The following is a 20389-nucleotide window of genomic DNA, read 5'->3' as shown; positions in this document are numbered from 1 at the left end:
CGCAACAATGTTACTATTGTAGCGCTCGTGAAGTTAGAGTTCGAACTCTGATTAAAATATTTCTGGGGTGGATACTACATCAAACGTAGTTCATAAATGCCTAGTCGTTGAGAGCGGTCAAGCATATCGAACTCATGATCAACGTATTCTTTTAATGTGGCGCCTGCACGCTCAGCAATATTGATGCTAGCGATGTTATCTTCCATACAATGGAACTGAATGAATTGTGCGTGCCCTTTCTGCTTCAAAAAAGGGATCAATACTGCGAGCACTTGGTCAATCACACGATGGCCTCGCCCATTGTTGGCAAGCCAGTAGCCAATTTCAGTAACACGCGTATGTGAATCCACACCTTTAATGCCAATAACACCCGTAAGCTGCTCATCAAAATAAATTGCACACCAGTGGGAATCCAGCGCGTTACTGTTCACTCGCTGGGAAATGTAGTTCACGGCCTCTCGATGATTCGTGACAGAATCCGTCCAAGGTAGATAGCCCTCAAGGCTCTCTCGGTGAGTGTTCACAACCTCTAGTAAAGCGGACGCGTGTTTCGTATTGAGGGGCTCAATTGAGATCCTTTGCGAGACGGAAAAACGCTTCTGTAAGTGATTTCCTTGATACGTCTCTTGGCATGTGACTTCATCCATAGATGTTATTCCTTTTTATTGTGAACGCTCAGCGCAAATCCTAACGCTTCATTTTATGAGAACAAACCTCTCTATAAAAACTAATCAAAGCCGTTGCCGTTCATTTAGCCCTTTTGATCGATCAGCGTAAATGGCGTTAGTGATGCCACATCTACATAATGCTTCCATACATGTTCATAGAGGTGATGCTGATTGGCAAACGGAGCCAGCTGCTTAGCTTCTTCAAGCGTACACCAGCGATACTCTGTATGCTCTTCGTTAAGAACAACTGATTGGTTAGGCGGACAAAATAGCACAAAACATGGGATAACCATGATACGGTTATTTTTTGCTTCGTAGAACTGCTCTAGAAAGTCTGCTGTATGTAACTCAACTTGGTCAATTAGTGTCTCTTCTTTTAACTCTCTTAAAATGGTTTGCCACCCGGCTTCACCCGCTTCGATACCACCTGCAACATGGCACCAATAGCCACCTTTTACGCGTTTGAGTAACAGCATTTTTTCTATGCCATCAATTTTTGAAATGACAACGCCTGAAACATGCGTTGCTTTTATCGGGATCATGTAAGCTCCTTAAATATCGAGTTTTTATTGTTACGCTGAGAGAGGCAGATTAATTGCTACGTATTCTACTGTTTATTCATCTTGTCGACAGAAGTGTTTGAGTTGAGAGGATTTAATCGCTAACTAAGTATGCTAAAGTGAGATCTGTCGCAACAAATGAGCAGTAAAATGTCCAATTCATTCAACACTATGATTCCCATCGGTGTGCGCTTTATGGTGCTTTCCGCGTTCGGCTTTGCTCTGATGTCGGCTACAGTAAAGCACGTCGGCAACTACGGTATCCCCGTTTTTGAAATCGTTGCAGCAAGAGCGCTCGTTTCACTTATCATTAGTTATTTCGATGTAAAGCGAAAACGAATTTCTGTATGGGGCAATAATAAGCCATTACTATTTGCACGCGGTGCTGTGGGCACGATGGCTCTGATGTGTGTATATTATTCAGTGACCACCTTACCTTTGGCAGAAGCGACGATATTCCAATATATTCATCCGGTATTTACTGCACTACTCGCCGTATTTTTCTTGAAAGAGCGCATCCAGCCGTCAACTTTCCTTTGTATTGCGTTGTGCTTACTCGGCATCTATATCATGGTAAGCCCAGAAACTGGGCAAGGCTCAGATAGCGCTTTACCAATGTTTAGCGTCATGATTGCGATCTTAGGCGCATTTGGTAGCTCAATTGCCTACGTCATTGTCAGAAAACTGAGTCAGACAGAAGACAGCTCAGTGATCATTTTCTATTTCCCGTTGGTTGCTCTCCCCGCTTCACTCTTACTGATTGGCGACGATTTTGTAATGCCCGATCTATATCTGACTTTCATGTTGGTTCTAGTTGGTGTCTTTACCCAAATAGGGCAATTGGGGTTAACCAAAGCGATGCAAACTCAACAAGCGGGTAAAGCCTCCGCTTATTCGTATATCCAGATCGTATTTTCTGTGTTGTTGGGCATCATTTTCTTTGGCGAGGTTCCGATCATTTGGACGTACGTCGGTGGCGGTCTGATTGTTACAGGCGCATTAATTAATGCGTTTGGTCATCACTTACGGTTACCTTTTATTAAGCGCAACGCTTGATATACCTCGCCAGAACCGTAAACACGACATTTAGAAAAACAGCCAGAGTGACTCTGGCTGTTTTGTGTTTAGCCTAACGTTAAGCTGATATTTTTAACCCTGCGATACCAGCGACAATCATTAGCAAGCTTAAGGCTTTGATAAGTGTTGCTGGCTCATTGAACAGATAAATACTCACGACTGCCGTGCCTATTGCGCCAATCCCTACCCATACGCCATAAGCAATGCCTAAAGGCAAGGTTCTTAACGCAATGCCAAGCAACCAAAAGCTCAATAACATAAAGACAATAGTGAATGCCGAAGCACCGAATTTGGTAAACCCTTGTGAATATTTAAGACCGACAGCCCATGCGATTTCACACAAGCCCGCAATGAAGAGAATTCCCCAAGCCATGTCACATTTCCCAACGAGATGGGGTCGTCCCCGAGAAAAGATAGAGCGGTGAGGTCGTCCTCACTTCTGATTGACTGCTTATTATATACGGAAATCTAAACATAAAAAATAAAACACGGCGATAAGCATACAACTCAAACATCTCATGCACGCTTAAATTCTACGCTTTTCTTTTTAACGGTGGCGGACTCTCTATTTCGCATCAATAACGACACCGTTTTTTAACAATTTACATATAACCTTCTGGTGTTGAAAGTGTTGCATTTATTGCACAAATCACACAAAAACTAATTGAACATGTAAATATGAAAACGTTTGTGTGACTAATATCGCTTAAAACAATGACTGATGACTTTAATATTCAGCCGAATTAATTATAAGGTATGACGTACCCATGAAAGCAATCAAAACCTCTATCGCTGTCCTTGTTGGCGCCGCTCTACTATCTGGATGTAATGACGATACTGAATACGTCAATGTTCAGCCTAAAGAAGTAAAAATAGCGACTTACAACCTCTCTTTTGACCGCGCTACCTTCGAAACTTTGGTAGATGAAATGCAAATTGAACCAACGCAGCAAGCTGCGTTGGTCACCTCTTATTTAGACGGTTCAATCGCAGCCGAAGACAAAACCACTGCGGAAAAAGTCATTCAAATTCGTAACGTTGCAGCAATCATTCAAAAGAATCGTCCTGATGTTCTTATGATGGCGGAATACAACAACGAGGGAACAGGCGAAAACAAAGCAGCCATTGAAGGATTCCAGAAGAACTACTTGTCTGTCGCGCAAAGCATCAATGGCGCGGGCGGTGAAGCAAACCTTGAGCCTATTGAATACCCTTATGCTGAATCTTATTCAACCAATACAGGGTTGTTGAGTGAGTTTGATCTCGACAACAACGGAACCGCAGGTCAAATGCCAGGTGATGCATGGGGCTTTGGCATGTACCATGGTCAATATGCATTTGCCCTTATGTCTAAGTATAAAATTGACACGGCAAACACACGTACATTCCAAGCATTTAAATGGAAAGATATGGAAGGTGCGAAAATTCCAACCATTACTATCTGTGACGGTTCGCAAAAGATTCCAGACGGCATGAAGTGTGGTGATGAATGGTACTCAGCGGAAGAATGGGATCAAGTGCGTCTATCTTCGAAAAATCACGTCGACGCGCCAATCATCATTCCAACACGCAATGGCGAGGAAGTTGTACACTTGTTGATGTCTCATCCTACTCCACCAGTATTTGACACCGGTAAAAACAAAGCGCAAAACGCAGCAGAAGTGGAGTTTTGGCATCATTACATTCAAGGCAAAGACTATTTTTACGACGATGCGGGTAAAACAGGTGGCTTAACGAACGGCACTAAATTCGTAATGATGGGTGATCAAAATCTTGATCCAGTGGCTGGTGACGGTATTAGCTCTGTAATGCAAGAGCTGCACAACGATCCATTGGTTAATCAAACCGTGATGAATGGTGAGCTTTACCCAACAAGCTTTGGTGCAGCTGAACACGCTGTTGACCGCAGTTCAACTCACCCATATCCGAATCGCATCACTTCAACGTTTGGCTTAGGGGTAGACTATGCCTTGCCTTCAGCAAATTTGAATGTAATAGACTCTGGTGTGTACTGGTCAGCGTCTTATGAAGAAGGCCGTAAACTATTTAACGATGCACGTATCGGTAAGTATGGTGATGGTAAGGATGTATCTTCCGACCATCGCATGATCTGGATTAAAGCACAGTTCTAGACTGCATAAAAAAAAGCCAACCACAAGGAGTCGTGATTGGCTGTATATATTTGTGAACAAGATGGTTCACTAACAACGTCAGTTGGCTAGGTGACCCTCGGCTTAGAAAGGGTCACTCATACTAAAGCATGAGCCGTGCCAACTTTTCAGTGCACAAAAACAGGTTGTTATTTAATCACTTTCATTAAAACTTAACCAATAGCTACTGTTTGCTCACCGAATAAATTGCAATTTGCAAACTACCATTGGCATTTCGCAATAAACCTGATCTTTAGCTCTTGCTTTTATTGCTTCCTAGCTAAGTCGCGTGCAAGGATTAACGCAAGTCCGAATACTTGCAAGAAGAGTCCGATATTCTTGTACCAAGCGATCTTTTCATCCTGCTTTGCCATTACCTCATTGAGCTCTACATTCTCAATGTAGTAATTATCGATGCGGTCTCTATACGAAGCTTGTGCCTGATTTATCTTTGACATCAGTTGAGGAAGTTGATCAATTTTTATTTCATCCGACTCGTTGAGAACCCAAGAAGATAAATGCCCTGCTAATACCTCTTCTAGCTCTAAAGGTATCGCTACGCTCTGACTTATGTGCACATGCAGCAGTAAAGCTTCTCTTTTCCTTTCTAGGGTTTCCACACTGTTCCATGCGAGTTGGATGGAATACAAGTTTTCTGCTGTTTGCTCTGCGAGCTGCGAGTGCTGTTTACCCAACTTATCAAGGACTAAGCTAGTAACGATGATCGCGCCAATATTCAGTACTAATCCAATCAGAACGAGTACCCAAGGTGGTGGAATGTAACGTCGCAGACTTACCATAACTTATCGTATGGCAGGTAAATCATATTTAACACAACCAATGAAAGTATCACCAGAAATGTCACCTGCATCCCTCTAATGCGCTTTTTCAAGTCTTTTTTCAATATGCCTTTAGCATGAATAACTCGACCAATTACAAAAATAATACCGGTGAGATGTATCCATGTTGGGTAAGCACTATTAAATTCTAAAAGTGCCATTAAAATCAGGGTGATGGGGATATATTCTGTCGCATTACTCTGGGCACTACGAGCAATTTGTAGAGCCTCTACCCCACCATCGGCATAAGCAATTTGATTTAAGCGACGTTGCTTAATTACTTGAACAGCCAACCAAATAATGAGTATTGCGAGAATGTTGGCATACAGAGCTGTGATCATATGTCGTCCTTCTTGATCTGGTTTTCACTTATATAAGCGTGTCACTTGGCTATAACTATAGCGGTATCATTATGATAATGCGTCAAATAATCTCAAGTTATGATTTCTATTCGGGCAAAAAACGAAAGCCAATGCTTTATGGTATTAAAAATGCCCTCGAATGGAGGGCATAAGAATAAAGAAGCTAATATGTGAGAATATTGAAACCACTATAAGGGGTGTTTGACTAGCTTTTTGCGCCGATGCCCTTTGATAATACTTTCAAAAATTGTGAACAACAGCCCTGCCCAAATAAATGCAAAGGTCACCGCTTTCACTTCGTCAAACAACTCGCCAAAAAACATAACTGCCAACACAAACTGCAAGCTTGGCTCGATGTATTGCATTAGACCGACGGTTGATAAATTAGTTATACGTATTGCGATAGAATAAAATACGAGTGGTAAAAGTGTGATAGGTGCACTGCCAAAATACAAAAGCAATGTTGTGGTATCTGTGCCCGAAGCCAGTTCACCAGTTGCCCATTGTTTATAGAGCAAATAGGCGAGTGCAACTGGAGTCAGTAACAACGCCTCAACAAACAAGGTTGTACTCCAGTCATAATTTATCTTCTTCTTGTACAGCCCATACAAAGCAAAGAACAACCCCATCGTTAGTGCGATAACGGGTAGCTGACCATAGTGAATCACTTGATACATAACACCAATTGTTGCCAACACTATTGCAATAAGTTTGCCTTTTGAGAGCCTATCCCCAAGAATAAATACGCCCAGCGCAACAGATACTAATGGTCCAATAAAGAAGCCTAAGCTGGCATCGATGACCCGATGATGGGTCAAAGCCCAAGTGAACGCACTCCAAGAAATACACATCAAACTGCTCGCCACAAACGTGTACCACAAGGATTTTTTATCAAGCCAGATTTCTTTCCAATTCAGCCCTCGACGGGTTATCCCAAGTACAATTAGAAACCCGACAGGTACAGACCCAATGATTCGCCATGCTAGCAACTCATCCATAGAAGCATTCGGTAAATAACGATAATAAATTGGTAGCAATCCCCAGATCACAAAGGAGAATGCTGCCATAAAAGTGCCATAACGAGTGTTATTCATAAAACTATCGCCCATCTAAACGACCAATTTGGCGTAAGTAAACAAGTCCGCCATACATAAAAAGGAATGCAATCCCGCAGTGACTTTATGATGCAGATGGCATTATTGGCTCAACGCTTGTACGACGGCGGTAAAGCCACTCACAAAACACAACATAAGTGCCCCAAACCGAATCTTTTCTTTTGGTAACGACTGGGTAGTTTTCATTGCTAGCCAGTAACCAAGCGCCGCAGCAGGTAATAGAGGAATAGTAATGACCAAATGATGCAATGTGAAGAAGCCCACTGGGATTTGTACTATTAGTGAAATAATCGAACTGAAAACAAAAAAAGCCGATAAGTTGCCGCGTAACTGATTTGCTTCTTGATGCTGCAACAATAACGCCATCGGAGGGCCTCCAATCGCAGAACTGGTACCAAACAACCCAGAAAAGAAACCAGCACATGTCATACGCGAAGGCGTAGGCTCAACCCGAAACGGTAAAATACTCACCACGACTGCAAACAGCACCAACAAACCAATCCAAAGCGTGAGAGTTTGTGTAGATACAAAAAAGAGTAGCAAGCCACCAGCAATTGATCCCGGCACTCGCCCAATCAACGCCATCTTTAAGCCGCCGATTTCAACACTACTGCGGTGCTTCATCGCATTCATCAACGAAATAAATAACGCGACTAAACAGATTGGCGCAGGAACATATTCTGGCGCCCAAAGAATCAGTAAAGGTGCGGCAACAATAGCCAAGCCAAAACCGATTGCGGTCTGGACATAAGAGCCAAGAAATATCAAACCTATTGCAAGGAAGTTTATCGAATCGAATTCCATTTAGATTATTCTTATATTTGAAAAATAAACACAAAACCAAAGCACATTCGCATGACGAATACCTCAGGCACACTGCGATATGAATTCCGCGTAGCATTCATCAAAGTGAATAAAAAGACAATCCATTTGTGCGGTTCGCCCTCATTTGCATTTTGTATTTCATTCCGCTGATGTACATGTTTGCTTACATCGAAGAGGATTCATGCTCGCCTGTTCACGCAGCATTTCTTCAGCGGAATTAATGACCTCTTAAAATCTAGCAGAATTAGACCCGTGAATTCTCCATTGCATTTAATGGATTCAGTCAATTAGTACGGCGTCGGTATAGCACTTTACAACTCACCTCTTTATACTACTGATCGATTTATCATTACCGTACTTATTTACACAATAAACAAGTGTACGGTCAGTGTTTTTCTACCTTTAACTTGCTGTGAAAATAATATGAAAAAACAAACGGGATTTACTCTAATAGAGTTAGTCGTAGTTATTGTCGTGCTCGGTATTCTTGCTGTCACTGCCGCGCCACGCTTTTTAAACCTTCAAAGCGATGCACGTGAAGCACGTTTGGAAGGAATGAAAGGCGCTATTGCGTCAGCATTAGGCGTGGGTTATGGGAAAATGGCGATTGCGGGATTGGAAAGCAAGCCTTACGTTTCAAACTTCGTAGACAGTGCTTTAATGGCAGATTTACCATTTGACGGCTGTAATATTGGTGGTTCAAAGCGCTGTGTTTTTTTATATGGATATCCTGATTCTGATAGCGAATCGATGAAGTTACTCGTGCAAGGACTGAACGAAGAAGACTCGGATTGGAAAACATTTCATCACCCGGCTGGTTCAACAACTCGCGAAATGGTCATTGCTGCAGCCGACGAAAAAAGAGCTAGCCTTACACAATGCGGAATTTTATATGGGCCACCGCAGACTCCAAACGAGAGTTACACCTTAGATATTCTTCCCTGCCCTCAATAAAAATAAGGCTGCCAATCGGCAGCCTTATTTGTTTCATCTGATCGGTTTTTTACGCAAAGTTAAACACGTATTTATCCATCATATTCACCATGCGGCCAATCTCTGGCTTGGTAATCGTATCATTTGCGCCAAGAGATAGTGCTTTCGCTCGGTTATCCTCACTCATCAATGACGAGAACATAATGATCGGCATTTCATGAAACGCTTCGGTATCGCGTAGTCTCTTCACTAAGTGCATACCGTCCATTCGAGGCATTTCTACGTCTGTAACCACCGCATCTAATAGCTCTTTAACTGGCAAGTTTTCTTCTTTCGCGACCTCGATCAAGCTCATCAACTTCTCATGCGCCTCACCACCGTCTTTACATGTGATCACATTGTAACCTGAAGAAGCTAATGTCTCTTGGATCAAAGAGCGAATAAATGCTGAGTCATCCACCACCATGATCGTTTTAGCATTACGCTTACCGACCATTCTCTGGTTGAGATCCACCGACTTGTCCCCTTTCACATCGTATTTTTCCATACTCAATTCTGGGTTGATGTCTGCGATGATTTTTTCAAAATCGAGAATCATGATCAGGTTGCCTTCTTTACGGACAACGGCTACTACACAATCTTGTTCGCCCGCTTCCAAAAACTGACTTGGTGATTCCACATCATTCCAAGAGATACGATGAATACGCGAAATGCTGTCAATTAAGAAGCCATTGGTCATTTTGTTGAAATCCGTAACGATTACAAACTTGCGCTCCAGATCTTGTCGTGTTGGCACACCTAACCAACCAGCTAAATCCACTAAAGGCGTCAGTACATCTCTGGATGAGAACACACCAATCATATGAGGTTGTGCGTTTGGATAATCGGTTGTTTCTGGCACGCGAATCACTTCTCGTACTTTCGCAACGTTAATGCCGTAATAACAAGTTTTTGTGCTGCCATCTGGCAATGTTTTTTCTAAATGAAACTCGATGATTTCAAGCTCATTGGTACCACTTTCTGTCAAAATGGTGCTGGTTACGTTACTCATAAAGCCAATTATCCAACCAAAAATACGCATCAGAAAAAGTTTGATGCAAACGCCATGAGAAGCCATTCTCTGGCTAAAAATCCAAAAGTCCTTTTTAGTCGTTACAACAAAATTTGTAAACCATCAAAAGGACGGCTAACGCACATTTCCATACCAAACCATGTAAAATTGTCTCATTTTTGAACACGACATTATGAGTGGCCAAAGTGCGAATTAACACCTCCACTTTTAGCGGCAGAGTCAATGAAAAGTTTAGAAATAATTTGAAGTAATGTTCAGCGTCAATAGCCAAACCTATCTAACAGATATCATTACAAAGTTGGCTACCGTGCTCATGCCTGGTGTAGAACACGCTCTCTTCAAGTGGCTTGGTATAAAACTGCGCTTGCTAACACACGGGTTTAAATCGAAGCGCTAGAAACATCACAAGAAAATCTGAAGGCGTAGAACACTGAAAGAGCACTTTCAGTTTGTTAATTTTTTGTCAGCGTAAGTTTTAAGCAATTATCCTATCACTAGGTATTTCAATACCTGACATCGCTATTCCCATAATCAAGACACTGATTTTCACTTTTGGAAAGAGTCATTTTCCTTCCTCTTAGCAAGGTTTTTCCTACAATCCTATTCATCCAATTGCGCTGTCGCCTGACAGCACACTAGTTGATGTATTAGGTGAGGTTAACTTTGAATAATGTTCTTATTATCGACGCTCAACCATTGTATAGCGAAGCACTTGCTTCTCTAGTTGAATCCGTAATCAACGCAGCTGAAGTGATTCAAACCACTGACAGTGCGGAAGTGATGGATCTTGTTCGAGGCCAAAAGATTGATTTGATTATTCTAGACGTAGTGCTTGGCGACCGCGATGGTATGCGTTTAGCCAAAAACATTTTAGCGACGGGATATCGTGGCCGACTGTTATTTGTTTCTTCACGCGACTACTCGAGTCTTTCTAAAGCAGCGTACGAAATGGGCGCAAACGGCTTCTTAAGCAAGCATGAAACAAGAGAGACCATTATCGACGCAATTGTGAGTGTTTCACGCGGTTACTCAATGTTTAAGTCGACTCACACACCATCGTCGGGTAACGTAACACTTTCAAATCGCGAAGCCATGGTGTTCCATTATCTTGTACAAGGCTACTCAAATAAGAAGATTTCTGAACAACTTTCACTCAGCGCTAAAACAATCAGCACCTACAAAACGCGTATTCTGAAAAAGTACCATGCGGACACGTTGATTGAACTTCTGCATACTATTCCTCAGTCAGAAAACATTGAGTTTTGCCGCTAAGCGCTCATGTATTTTGCAATAGCACCGATTAACAACTGGTGCATTGCATCATGTCTTAAGCTTTGCTTCACCTGTACAACCACTTTTGGCCAGCCATCTGGGTAAAAATGCTCTGGCACTCTTATAAATTTATATCCATCAATTGGCGCCTGATATTCAAGTAATACGGTTGCGGCGCTTTTTTGTTTAATTAGCTTCAATACGCTGCTTACGTTGTCTAGAGCCGCAATACGGTTGATGACCATACCGTGGCTTTCCATTGCACGCTTAACGAGCTGCTCTTTCTCTTTCCAACCGATAATCTCTAACATGATAAAGGGAAGTTTGGCTGCTTCTTCTAGGGTGGTAATTCCCAGCTCTTCAGGGACAACTACCACAGCAGGCGCATAGCCGATGAACTTCTGATAAACAGATTTCGGAACATCCTCGTTGAAGTAATGTAACTGCGCATCCACTTTGCCTAGGATTATCTCTTCTATCGTATACTCTGTAATCGTTGCTATCGAAATGTGCGCCTTGGGAAACAGCGCCATTAAATCCATTGCAAGTAAATGCCCAAATGAGTATTGAGCGGTTTGCGGTAAACAAATGGTGATGTCTTTTTCGTAATTTTCCGGTTCAAACTCATCTCTAATTAGACAAGTTTCAAGCTTCTCGAGTGCATCGGAAATTTTAGGTAATTGACGTTTTAAATAGTCCGTCGGTTCCATGTGGTGAGGATGCCGAATAAACAATTCATCGTTTAGCTGGAGTCGCAATCGGGCAAGGTATTTGCTAATTGACGCTTCGCTCTTCCCCATCGCTTTCGCAACGGGCTTGAGCTGACGGTGCTTATCCAGTAAGACAAGTATTTTAAGTAAGTTTAAGTCGAGATCTTTGTTCACGTGCGACACCAGATGTAAGGTCGAGAATAAATAGAGCAATCACTATTTGTTGACTGCTCTAATATAAAAGACCACTCATTCTGTTTGGTCAAATTAATCAAACAGTTATGTCATGGTTATGTTCCGTAACTTTGCATTTAGTCAATACCAGACCTGCTTAATGGGACTTTTGTCTGTGTTTTTTCATCTCATAGAGATCTTCATCTGCACGTACAATAACGTCCTGAAGCGTTTCGTGTAACTCATTCGCCGCGATACCAGTACTCACACTAACTTCGATATCCAAGGTCTTTAGTCGGTTATCTTTAACGACACTACGAAGCTTCTTCGCCAATATTGAAGATTGGCTGATACTGCAACCTGGCAGAATCGCAACAAACTCATCACCACCAGTTCGAACTAGATAATCACTATTTCGAAACACTTTAGACATAGCATCAGCAATAATCCCAATAACTTCGTCCCCTACATGGTGACCGTAATGGTCATTGATTCGCTTGATCCTATCGCCATCTATTGCAATGACGGAATATGGCGCGGTTTCCAAACGACGTTTGAATTCGCTATCTTGAAAGACTCTGCGGTTAAACAATCCCGTTAAATCATCTTTCGTCACGTTCGTCAGTGCCTTAGCGAGGCGAAGTTTGCTCTCTTTAGATTCATAAGCTTTGTTGTAATACGCTAAAGTTACGAAAAAGAAGATGATAAACAAGAACACGTAATCCAGTACAATTTTACTGAATGGGTACATGTAAACAATGAGATTGTTGTTGTCTGCGACATATGATTGGGTGTACGCGAATGATGGAAAGGGGTAGCCAGCGAAGTAAATCACCATTTGCTTGTTCCCATTCGCTATTTGAACATCCACCGCTTTCCCATCATTATAAAGCGGCGAGAGGTACAATTGTTCCGAGAACTCTCCCACTAACTCACCTTGAAAGTAAACCGGACTCATGATGCTTATCGCCATGTCATCGGAGTATGTCGTTTTAAATGGTAGGGAAAACAATACCCGGTCCGTTAGTTGCTCTTTCCACGCGGCTAACACACAAGAATAGTTACTTTTACACCAATCAACATCAAACGTGGCTTTCACTCCCTCTAGCGCTTCAATCGGTCTCTCTAAGATGAGTTTGTTTCCAGTATAAGAACGAAAATACATAACGGCATTTTGTCGATTGAACGCATTTGATAAATACGCTTCAGCCTGATGAAGCGATTTCCGTGCAACAGCTTCAACGTAATTGAGTTTTTCATAACGTGACAGGGAGTAAATCGCATCTTGAAAGCTCAGCTCTGTTTGCGCTTCTACTTCACTCACGCTCATGCCTTTGTATTGCTCGAGCTGCGCTTCCGTCAATAGCCCCATGAGAATTACTTTTTGTTTTATTTTGGCTAAATTATTCGCGTAAGTGTTGAACTGCTTTACTTCATAAGAAATTAACACCGCACCAATCATTGTGACAGAAGTGACGAATAGTAATGTTGCGATGAAAAGAGACAACGCGATACTTTTAAGTGTCATGATGCGGTCTTACGCCCCCGCCACTCTTGTTAGCTCAACAATGTTCTTTACGTTAAATTTATCCAATAGACGGCGTTTGTATGTGCTGACTGTTTTATCACTTATTGATAGCACTGAAGCGATTTCTCTATTGGACTTTCCTTGTAGTAAATACTTCATTACTGCACTTTCCCTGCTTGAAAGTTGTGGCATTTCTCGAACACTGTTAACAACTTGCTTAAATTTGAAGAAGGTATACCCCTTCTCTACCGCTTCTATCGCGTCTTTAAGAATGTCGTGATTTTCCGATTTACACACATAGCCATCAGCGCCAGAACGAAAAGCCATTTGGCTGTACATTTGGCTAGTTTCAGCGGAGAAGAAAATGACTTTGCCTTCATAACCATGGGATTTGATACGTTTGTAGAAATCAAACCCATCGCAATCTGCCAAGTTCACATCTAAGATCAACAGTTGAATTTCTTCCTTTTTCAATATTTGTAATGCCATCTTCGCTGATGTTGCAGTAAATACCCCATTTGTTTTACCTAACTCTTCCAACAACGACTTGATTGCAACACAAACGAGAGGATGATCGTCAAAGATCAAGTAATTCAATTTATTCATATCTTTCATTTAGTATGGTTATGGCTTCTAGTGGCATGGGTTTATCAATGTAGAAGCCTTGGCAAAGATCAATGCCATACTCACGTATCGCTTGCAATGTGACTTCGTCTTCAATACCTTCCGCGACCAGTCGTATATTCAAACTTTTCGCTAACGCGCAAATAGCAACAACGATGTTGCGTTTTTTGATGTCGCATTCGACACCTTGTACAAACGAACGATCGATTTTTAACTCGTTGAATGGCAGTTGAGCCAGTTTTTCAAACGTTGATGAACCCGTGCCAAAATCATCTATTGAGACAGTGACACCGTTCATCCTCAACTTGAGTAAATTCTTGTACAGGGACGCGCTAGTCTGAAATGTATCTCGCTCTGTAATTTCAATGGTGATTTGTGATGGGTCAATCTCGCTCTCTGAACATTGCTGTAAAAAGTAGTGAGAGAACGCCGTATCTTCTAAATTTTCATGGTCTACATTGATGGATACGTTTTGCGTCAATCCTCGGTGTTTCATGTCATAGATAACATTACTCAATACAGCTTGAAACAACTCTCCTGAAAGGCGGCAACGCTCTACAATTGGCAAAAAATAATGAGGGGGTAACACACCATAAATAGGATGATTCCAACGCGCGAGCGCTTCATACCCAAGCACTTCCCCACTTTGCACATCGACTAAAGGCTGGTAATAATTTTTCACGCGCCCTTCAGCCAGAGCAAACAGGAATTCTTGATCTTCCACTTCAATAGGTTGCGCAAAGCTGACTTGTTTCGCTTTTTCATCTTTTATTTTACCCAACAAATCAACGACTTCATTTTCATCGTATGGCTTAGGCAGCTTCCCTAATACTTCAAAACTAAATCCCTCGCACATGGCTCTTACCGCAGAAATAATGGTCAATTCCATTGCACTGACCAGTACAACTTGCCCCTGGTACTGGACTTTATCGAGCATTTCCATCATATCGATGCCGTCTTTTCCGGGCATTTGGATATCACAAAAAATCACGTCAAAATATTGTTCCTGCACACTCTGAATAGCGGCATCCACACAGTTAAAAGGGATGACTTGCGCGCAATAGCGATCCAATATTTGCGTAAGTATTGTGGTTTGTAGCGGATGGTCATCAATCACCATCACATTAAATTGTGTATTCATTTGTCTCTACCCAATAGTTTATGTTTTCGATCTCCTGCTCGATTCGTAAAATTAGCTCCGCTGTTCGCCTGTCAAACTCCGCAGCAGTAACTCGTTCTGCCTCAATGCAAAGCTCAGTCAGCATGCTTACCCCTATCGCCCCAGCCGCTCCTTTGATGCCATGAATGACCCGTTTTTTGTCTCGCTCAGTTGATGCGGCGTTTAAGTTTTTTATATCTGTAGACATTGATTGACTAAACACGCGCGCAATCTCTTTTGCGTCCTGTGCTTTGAACCGTTTAATCCAGCCGGGCAGCCTACCCCTCTCTTTTTCGCCAATAAATGGAATCAAAACGGTTTTTAATTGATTAAGGTCATAGGGCTTGTAGAGCACGTCATCAATGCCGATATCCTGTGTACGTTCAATGGCAAGACGAGCATCTTCTGCTGTCACACCGATGATTGGAATTGCTTTAAATTCGGAGCTTTTCACGTACCTAACAAGCTCATAGCCATCCATTTCTGGCATATGAAAATCGGTCAGCAGCAACACAACGTTTTCATCTTGGTTGATGTATTCCCATGCTTCGCGGCCGTTGTTCACAATGACAGGTTCGATTCCAAGTTCATGAAGCTGCATTGCTATCACGCTTTGGTTAATGGGATTATCTTCTGCGACCAGTACCGTGCCGAGGACCCAAGAAACCACTTCTTGATTTACGTCATTAAGCTTGGTTTCTTGCTGCGTTTGGCTGAGTAAATTGAACAATGTATCTGGATACTGAAGCTCTCTTAACGTAAGACTGCCAAGTACTCTTTGTTCGTCACGCAGCATTAGGCCATTAAAACTGGCATCGCTGTCGTGTATAGGGTGAAGGTTCGCCACCATTGTTTTTAACGTTGCTGGACGCATTTTCCACGCGTCACACCACTGGCGAATATTAAGTGGTAAGCTCTCGCTATACGTCCAGTTCAAACAAACGTCTGGCTCAGAGTCGCAATGCTCAATTGGCAGTCTGACGGTAATCGTCGTGCCCAAGCCAAATTGTGAATCGATGCAGAGCACGCCGCCCATGCAGTCGATCAATCGGTCAACAATGCTCAGTCCCAATCCAGTGCCGCCATATTTACGCGTAATAGTGTCATCCGCTTGAACAAAAGGATTGAGAATACCTTCGAGTTGGTCATCCGTCATGCCGATACCTGAATCCGCCACTTTCAAAATAAGCTGCTTTTCATGAAGAATGACACTGATTCCAACCTCTCCTTCCGCAGTGAATTTCACCGCATTGGAGAGTAGATTGGTGGTAATTTGCACCAATCGCAGCGCGTCGATTTCAATGAAAGCATTCGAAAATGGTTTGATTGTCACTTTGTAATCCAAACCTTTCGCGAGCGCTCGTGGTTCAAAGCTTCGAAACACATCGCACAAGGTTTTAAGCAAGTCGGTCTTAACTAGGGCGACGGTTAAGTGCCCTGCCTCTAACTTTGAATAATCCAGTACTTCGTCTACTAGCATATTTAAATGATTGAGCGAGCATATGGCTTGGTCAATTAACTCGCGATTTGAATCTGTCGTCACTTGGTGATTTAGCAAATCGAGGATGCCGTGTGCTGCCGACAATGGCGTTCTTAATTCGTGACTCATGGTTGCCAAAAAGTTTTCGCGCGCACGTACCGCGGTTTGCGCTTCTTTTTGCGCATCGATTAACGCCTGCTCACGTTCTTTTTGCTGGGTAATATCTTGAATCACAGTCAGTACAAACTTGTTCTTACCGCTAGGAGAAGCGATGACTTTGCGTTCTCGATATACATGTTTAATATCAAGTTCACAGCCCGACGAGGCAACCTCTTCTGAAATACGCTTTCCAGCAATAACAGTGGTCAGTTCATCAAAATTATTCACTAGAGGAACGTGCGCAGAATCACTTTTCAAACTACATTGTTGGCACTGTTTACTGTTGTAGTTCGCACAATTACTCATCTCCATATGGTTATTTTCACTATGGATAAAAACCAAGCTATTGATCTCTTTGATGATGTCCATCAGCCATTGCTTTTCCGCTTCCTCATTGTCAGCATTAAATTCGGCTAACCTCACTTTAAGTCGCATGTGAGATAAGATGAAATACGCCGCAATTAACATGAGACAGAATATGAATGAACCAGCAACAACAAATGTAGCGATCTGCTCCGAGTCATAGCCATAAGTCAGTTTGAAGCTTCGGTGAGAACGCAGCAGTTTTTCGATCTCGTTAGAATCAATGGTTTCGATGATGCTGTTCAACATGTGTTGCAGTTGTGTATTGTGGTTTGCAACCGCAAATGCATTAGAGAACGTCAAAACGTCCTCCGCATTGATCACCAAGCCATTGACTTGATCTTGTGCAATCATGTTGTGAACGATGTCGTCAGGAATGTAAGCCACATCCAAAACGCCCGATTTCAAATCGGTAAGCAGCTTCTTCAAATCATCATAATGATCAACTTGGCCTTGCTGCCAAGTGCCCAAATGAACTAACCCTTGCTTTTTCAAAGTGAGCAGAATACCCGCTTCTTTCAGTGCAGATTTATCGCGCTTGCTCTGCTCCGCTTGGATAGCCACGTAATTACTGTGCATGAATGGTTTAGTGAACAACCAATCTGACTTAGGTAGCTCACCCACATAAGAGATGGGGACTATATCGGCATCAAATGCCGTTAATCCATTGGAAAGGCTCGACGTCGGTTTCACATACTTAAAGCTCAAGCCAGTACGAGACTGCAATAAGTCGATGAAGTCTGGAAAGAAACCGTCTAACTCACCCGTTTGCGAATCTCGGTAGAGAAACGGATAAGCTTCGTCACTGCTGCTGTAAGTTATCACTAGTTTGTTTTGATGATTACGTCGGTAATCTACCAATAACTTATCACTGATATGGTAAGGATTTTTCGAGGCGACGGAGCGAATGTTTTTTCCATTTTGCTCCCACTGAAGGATTTTGTTGATGTCATCGATCAGACTCTGTTTGTCCAACGAAGCGATAAAACTCACCTCTTCGTTTTTCAACCAACTGGGAATATCGACAACCCCTTTTACAATGTCATTCAAATCCAAATATTGGGTAATACCAACATAAGTGTAAATCAGCGCGTTCGCTTTACCTCGCTTAACTTCATTAAACGCCTCTAAACGTGTTTTAACGTAATGTATCTTATCGATACCGCGTTCAGTGAGGTTGCCACAATACACACTGCCCTCAACACACACCCATTTAAGATCACGCGCATCACTATCTCGGTAAGTGGCATTCCGATACCAAACAGCGATAGTGCTCGAAAAGAAAGGCATCGAAAACAAGAAACGCTTTTCTCTTGCTGCTGTTTTACTAAATCCAACCGCACCATCAATCTTCTTGCTTTCGACATCCGCAAGTAAAGACGGAATATGCTTGTAAGTCCGAAGTTCTAACTCATAATCCAAAGCTTTAGTAATGTTAGACAAATACTCAAGACTAATTCCGTACGAAGGACCAACGCTACCGTCAAACGAGTCTTTAGCTTCGTCTTGCGCAATAACACCAACGATGACCTTCGGTTTAGGACTCTGTTTGGCAGTTGAGCAAAAAGAACTCGCTAAAAAAATTAAGGCGACGGACGATACCGTAATACTTCTAAGAATACTGAGCATGACTGCTTCCTCTGAATGGAAGCTCAGACTAGTTTTTGTCAGATAAAAGTCAAACTTAGCTCAATAGTGAAATAAAAATAACACTCTGATATAAAAGTAAAAAACCAAAATTCGTCAGAACAATCTGACAACACAATCCACCTTTGACTACACAGCGTTTGCGTTCGGTCTCTCACCCAGACGGATATTCACTGCGAGTCGGTATACATAAGGGATGTGTGCTTTTAGGTTTGCACGCCATAGCTTTTTACTTTCATCTTGAATGATTCATCATCATTCCATGATAAACTGGCGTATTAACATGAAAGAAAGCTCAACTCCGCGGTTTCGAGCAGCTTGAAGTAAACACAGTTTTAGAAAATGCGTTCTAGTATTGTATTACTCAAGACTCACATTGCTACTTTTACAACCGCTGGAGCATTAGAAAAATTAAGGTATTAAATTCAAATGGTTAATAACTCAATCCAGTGGTTTCCTGGCCACATGCACAAAGCACGTAAAGAGATCGAAGAAGCAATCCCTCAAGTGGATGTGATCATCGAAGTACTGGATGCTCGTATTCCTTTCAGTAGTGAAAACCCTTTGATTTCTCAAATCCGTGGTGACAAACCTGTCGTTAAAGTTTTGAACAAACGTGATTTGGCCGATCCAGAATTAACTCAACTGTGGATTGAGCACTTGGAGCAAGAGCAACATGTAAAAGCAATGGCGATCACGACTTCTGAACCACAAGAAGTGCATCGAATCATGGAGCTTTGCCGCAAACTTGCACCACACCGAGAAGAAATTGGTAAAAACATTCGCACCATGATCATGGGCATCCCAAACGTTGGAAAGTCGACGATCATTAACACCCTCGCAGGTCGAACAATCGCTGTAACAGGTAACCAACCCGCGGTTACACGTCGTCAACAACGTATCAACCTGCAAAATGGCATCGTATTATCTGATACTCCAGGAATTTTATGGCCAAAAGTGGAAAATCCACACAGTGGCTTCCGCCTTGCGGCTACCGGCGCGGTAAAAGATACAGCGATGGAATATGACGAAGTCGCATTCTATACCATTGAATACCTAGCAGCTCATTATGCAGACAAGCTTAAAGAGCGTTATCAAATTGAAGAGCTTCCAGAATCAGATATCGAGATCATGGAAGAAATTGGTCGTCGCCGCGGTGCACTACGTGCAGGTGGACGTGTTGACTTGCACAAAGTATCAGAGATCTTATTGCACGAACTTCGTCAAGGCACTTTGGGCCAAATTACATTAGAACGCCCAGAAATGATCACTCAAGAGCTGATTGAAGTCGAGATTGAGACCGCCCGTAAAGAAGAAGAAAAAGCGAAGCGTAAAGAAGAGCGTCGTAAGCGCTATTTACGTAATAAGCGATAAGCTTGTCTCTTATCTACTCATGTTTCAAGGCGCGATTTTCGCGCCTTTTTTGTTATCTAATGCGCCCATTTTTTTCACTTTTCAAACTTTATATTCCTCATCCAAAATCCCAGATATGAAGCACGAAAAAACACCGCAAAATCGCCGTATAAACTTTAAGCACAAACTAGTTTAGACCCCGGGCCCCTATAGAGTTACAGCCACCATCCAACCCTCAAATGTCGAGTTTGCAAGGGTCTGCAAACTTATGCAACCTGGTTAGTGACACTCTCCCCAAAATCCGCAATATGAATAAGTG

At 42.4% G+C, this 20389-nt stretch carries 18 protein-coding genes; 5 read left to right on the top strand and 13 right to left on the bottom strand.

What is annotated here, in order from left to right:
• Window positions 1-74: 74 nt before the first annotated feature.
• Window positions 75-647 (bottom strand): GNAT family N-acetyltransferase, encoded by a 573-nt coding sequence (locus tag R7M72_RS01665; RefSeq protein ID WP_054574614.1) that lies wholly within the window; start codon window positions 645-647, stop codon window positions 75-77.
• 104 nt (window positions 648-751) lie between these two features.
• Entirely contained in the window at window positions 752-1210 is a 459-nt protein-coding gene (locus R7M72_RS01660; RefSeq protein WP_005376504.1) for an NUDIX hydrolase, read from the bottom strand.
• Between the two features lie 168 nt (window positions 1211-1378).
• Between R7M72_RS01660 and R7M72_RS01655 the strand changes: the two genes are divergently transcribed.
• On the top strand, window positions 1379-2284 hold the full coding sequence (locus R7M72_RS01655; protein WP_005376505.1) for a DMT family transporter: 906 nt from the start codon (window positions 1379-1381) through the stop codon (window positions 2282-2284).
• Between the two features lie 79 nt (window positions 2285-2363).
• On the opposite strand, the gene R7M72_RS01650 is transcribed toward R7M72_RS01655, so the two are convergent.
• Window positions 2364-2678 (bottom strand): DMT family transporter, encoded by a 315-nt coding sequence (locus R7M72_RS01650; protein ID WP_005376506.1) that lies wholly within the window; start codon window positions 2676-2678, stop codon window positions 2364-2366.
• A gap of 394 nt (window positions 2679-3072) precedes the next feature.
• Between R7M72_RS01650 and R7M72_RS01645 the strand changes: the two genes are divergently transcribed.
• Window positions 3073-4437 (top strand): endonuclease/exonuclease/phosphatase family protein, encoded by a 1365-nt coding sequence (locus R7M72_RS01645; protein WP_318056002.1) that lies wholly within the window; start codon window positions 3073-3075, stop codon window positions 4435-4437.
• A gap of 284 nt (window positions 4438-4721) precedes the next feature.
• Here R7M72_RS01645 and R7M72_RS01640 read toward each other — a convergent pair whose 3' ends face one another.
• The 4 genes from R7M72_RS01640 to R7M72_RS01625 form a co-directional block, all read right to left on the bottom strand.
• Window positions 4722-5255 carry a hypothetical protein gene (locus R7M72_RS01640; RefSeq protein ID WP_033906497.1) on the bottom strand — a complete coding sequence of 178 codons (534 nt, stop codon included), beginning with the start codon at window positions 5253-5255 and terminating at the stop codon, window positions 4722-4724.
• A complete protein-coding gene (locus tag R7M72_RS01635; protein WP_005376510.1) occupies window positions 5249-5635 on the bottom strand; it encodes an MAPEG family protein in 387 nt (128 codons plus the stop codon). Before R7M72_RS01635 ends, R7M72_RS01640 begins: the two co-directional genes overlap by 7 nt.
• Window positions 5636-5844: 209 nt before the next feature.
• Window positions 5845-6750 (bottom strand): EamA family transporter RarD, encoded by a 906-nt coding sequence (gene rarD / locus R7M72_RS01630; protein WP_064369681.1) that lies wholly within the window; start codon window positions 6748-6750, stop codon window positions 5845-5847.
• A 102-nt stretch (window positions 6751-6852) separates the two neighbouring features.
• A complete protein-coding gene (locus R7M72_RS01625; protein WP_318056001.1) occupies window positions 6853-7575 on the bottom strand; it encodes a sulfite exporter TauE/SafE family protein in 723 nt (240 codons plus the stop codon).
• A gap of 444 nt (window positions 7576-8019) precedes the next feature.
• Here R7M72_RS01625 and R7M72_RS01620 point away from each other — a divergent pair, with 444 nt between their 5' ends.
• Entirely contained in the window at window positions 8020-8550 is a 531-nt protein-coding gene (locus R7M72_RS01620; RefSeq protein ID WP_005376513.1) for a prepilin-type N-terminal cleavage/methylation domain-containing protein, read from the top strand.
• Window positions 8551-8599: 49 nt separating this feature from the next.
• Here the strand turns inward: R7M72_RS01620 and R7M72_RS01615 are convergent, their stop codons facing one another.
• A complete protein-coding gene (locus tag R7M72_RS01615; protein WP_021707545.1) occupies window positions 8600-9580 on the bottom strand; it encodes a chemotaxis protein in 981 nt (326 codons plus the stop codon).
• Window positions 9581-10264: 684 nt separating this feature from the next.
• Between R7M72_RS01615 and R7M72_RS01610 the strand changes: the two genes are divergently transcribed.
• Window positions 10265-10873, top strand: a complete 609-nt coding sequence (locus tag R7M72_RS01610; protein WP_017821556.1) for a response regulator transcription factor — start codon at window positions 10265-10267, stop codon at window positions 10871-10873.
• On the opposite strand, the gene R7M72_RS01605 is transcribed toward R7M72_RS01610, so the two are convergent.
• The 5 genes from R7M72_RS01605 to R7M72_RS01585 form a co-directional block, all read right to left on the bottom strand.
• Complete coding sequence (locus tag R7M72_RS01605; RefSeq protein WP_017635345.1) at window positions 10870-11757, bottom strand: LysR family transcriptional regulator; 888 nt, start codon at window positions 11755-11757, stop codon at window positions 10870-10872. The two genes, R7M72_RS01610 and R7M72_RS01605, sit on opposite strands and share 4 nt — an antisense overlap.
• Window positions 11758-11914: 157 nt before the next feature.
• Complete coding sequence (locus tag R7M72_RS01600) at window positions 11915-13285, bottom strand: GGDEF domain-containing protein (RefSeq protein WP_017635346.1); 1371 nt, start codon at window positions 13283-13285, stop codon at window positions 11915-11917.
• A 9-nt stretch (window positions 13286-13294) separates the two neighbouring features.
• Window positions 13295-13891, bottom strand: a complete 597-nt coding sequence (locus R7M72_RS01595; protein WP_017635347.1) for a response regulator transcription factor — start codon at window positions 13889-13891, stop codon at window positions 13295-13297.
• On the bottom strand, window positions 13884-15050 hold the full coding sequence (locus R7M72_RS01590) for an EAL domain-containing protein (protein ID WP_213906657.1): 1167 nt from the start codon (window positions 15048-15050) through the stop codon (window positions 13884-13886). Before R7M72_RS01590 ends, R7M72_RS01595 begins: the two co-directional genes overlap by 8 nt.
• Window positions 15034-18699 (bottom strand): ATP-binding protein, encoded by a 3666-nt coding sequence (locus R7M72_RS01585; RefSeq protein WP_318056000.1) that lies wholly within the window; start codon window positions 18697-18699, stop codon window positions 15034-15036. Before R7M72_RS01585 ends, R7M72_RS01590 begins: the two co-directional genes overlap by 17 nt.
• Window positions 18700-19146: 447 nt before the next feature.
• Here R7M72_RS01585 and ylqF point away from each other — a divergent pair, with 447 nt between their 5' ends.
• Window positions 19147-20091, top strand: coding sequence for a ribosome biogenesis GTPase YlqF (gene ylqF, locus R7M72_RS01580; protein ID WP_005376521.1), 945 nt, complete (start codon window positions 19147-19149; stop codon window positions 20089-20091).
• Window positions 20092-20389: the final 298 nt, after the last annotated feature.

The organism is Vibrio sp. YT-18 (assembly GCF_033337345.1).
Taxonomy (GTDB): domain Bacteria; phylum Pseudomonadota; class Gammaproteobacteria; order Enterobacterales; family Vibrionaceae; genus Vibrio; species Vibrio alginolyticus.
The sequence above is the reverse complement of the archived record's forward strand: the minus strand, read 5'-3'. Positions and strand labels throughout refer to the sequence as shown.

Coding starts and splice junctions, on each gene's coding strand:
- R7M72_RS01625 (WP_318056001.1), bottom strand. CDS start 7,575: ATGGAATTCGATTCGATAAACTTCCTTGCAATAGGTTTGATATTTCTT.
- ylqF (WP_005376521.1), top strand. CDS start 19,147: ATGGTTAATAACTCAATCCAGTGGTTTCCTGGCCACATGCACAAAGCA.
- rarD (WP_064369681.1), bottom strand. CDS start 6,750: ATGAATAACACTCGTTATGGCACTTTTATGGCAGCATTCTCCTTTGTG.
- R7M72_RS01600 (WP_017635346.1), bottom strand. CDS start 13,285: ATGACACTTAAAAGTATCGCGTTGTCTCTTTTCATCGCAACATTACTA.
- R7M72_RS01650 (WP_005376506.1), bottom strand. CDS start 2,678: ATGGCTTGGGGAATTCTCTTCATTGCGGGCTTGTGTGAAATCGCATGG.
- R7M72_RS01655 (WP_005376505.1), top strand. CDS start 1,379: ATGTCCAATTCATTCAACACTATGATTCCCATCGGTGTGCGCTTTATG.
- R7M72_RS01585 (WP_318056000.1), bottom strand. CDS start 18,699: ATGCTCAGTATTCTTAGAAGTATTACGGTATCGTCCGTCGCCTTAATT.
- R7M72_RS01590 (WP_213906657.1), bottom strand. CDS start 15,050: ATGAATACACAATTTAATGTGATGGTGATTGATGACCATCCGCTACAA.
- R7M72_RS01640 (WP_033906497.1), bottom strand. CDS start 5,255: ATGGTAAGTCTGCGACGTTACATTCCACCACCTTGGGTACTCGTTCTG.
- R7M72_RS01620 (WP_005376513.1), top strand. CDS start 8,020: ATGAAAAAACAAACGGGATTTACTCTAATAGAGTTAGTCGTAGTTATT.
- R7M72_RS01635 (WP_005376510.1), bottom strand. CDS start 5,635: ATGATCACAGCTCTGTATGCCAACATTCTCGCAATACTCATTATTTGG.
- R7M72_RS01660 (WP_005376504.1), bottom strand. CDS start 1,210: ATGATCCCGATAAAAGCAACGCATGTTTCAGGCGTTGTCATTTCAAAA.
- R7M72_RS01595 (WP_017635347.1), bottom strand. CDS start 13,891: ATGAATAAATTGAATTACTTGATCTTTGACGATCATCCTCTCGTTTGT.
- R7M72_RS01645 (WP_318056002.1), top strand. CDS start 3,073: ATGAAAGCAATCAAAACCTCTATCGCTGTCCTTGTTGGCGCCGCTCTA.
- R7M72_RS01615 (WP_021707545.1), bottom strand. CDS start 9,580: ATGAGTAACGTAACCAGCACCATTTTGACAGAAAGTGGTACCAATGAG.
- R7M72_RS01665 (WP_054574614.1), bottom strand. CDS start 647: ATGGATGAAGTCACATGCCAAGAGACGTATCAAGGAAATCACTTACAG.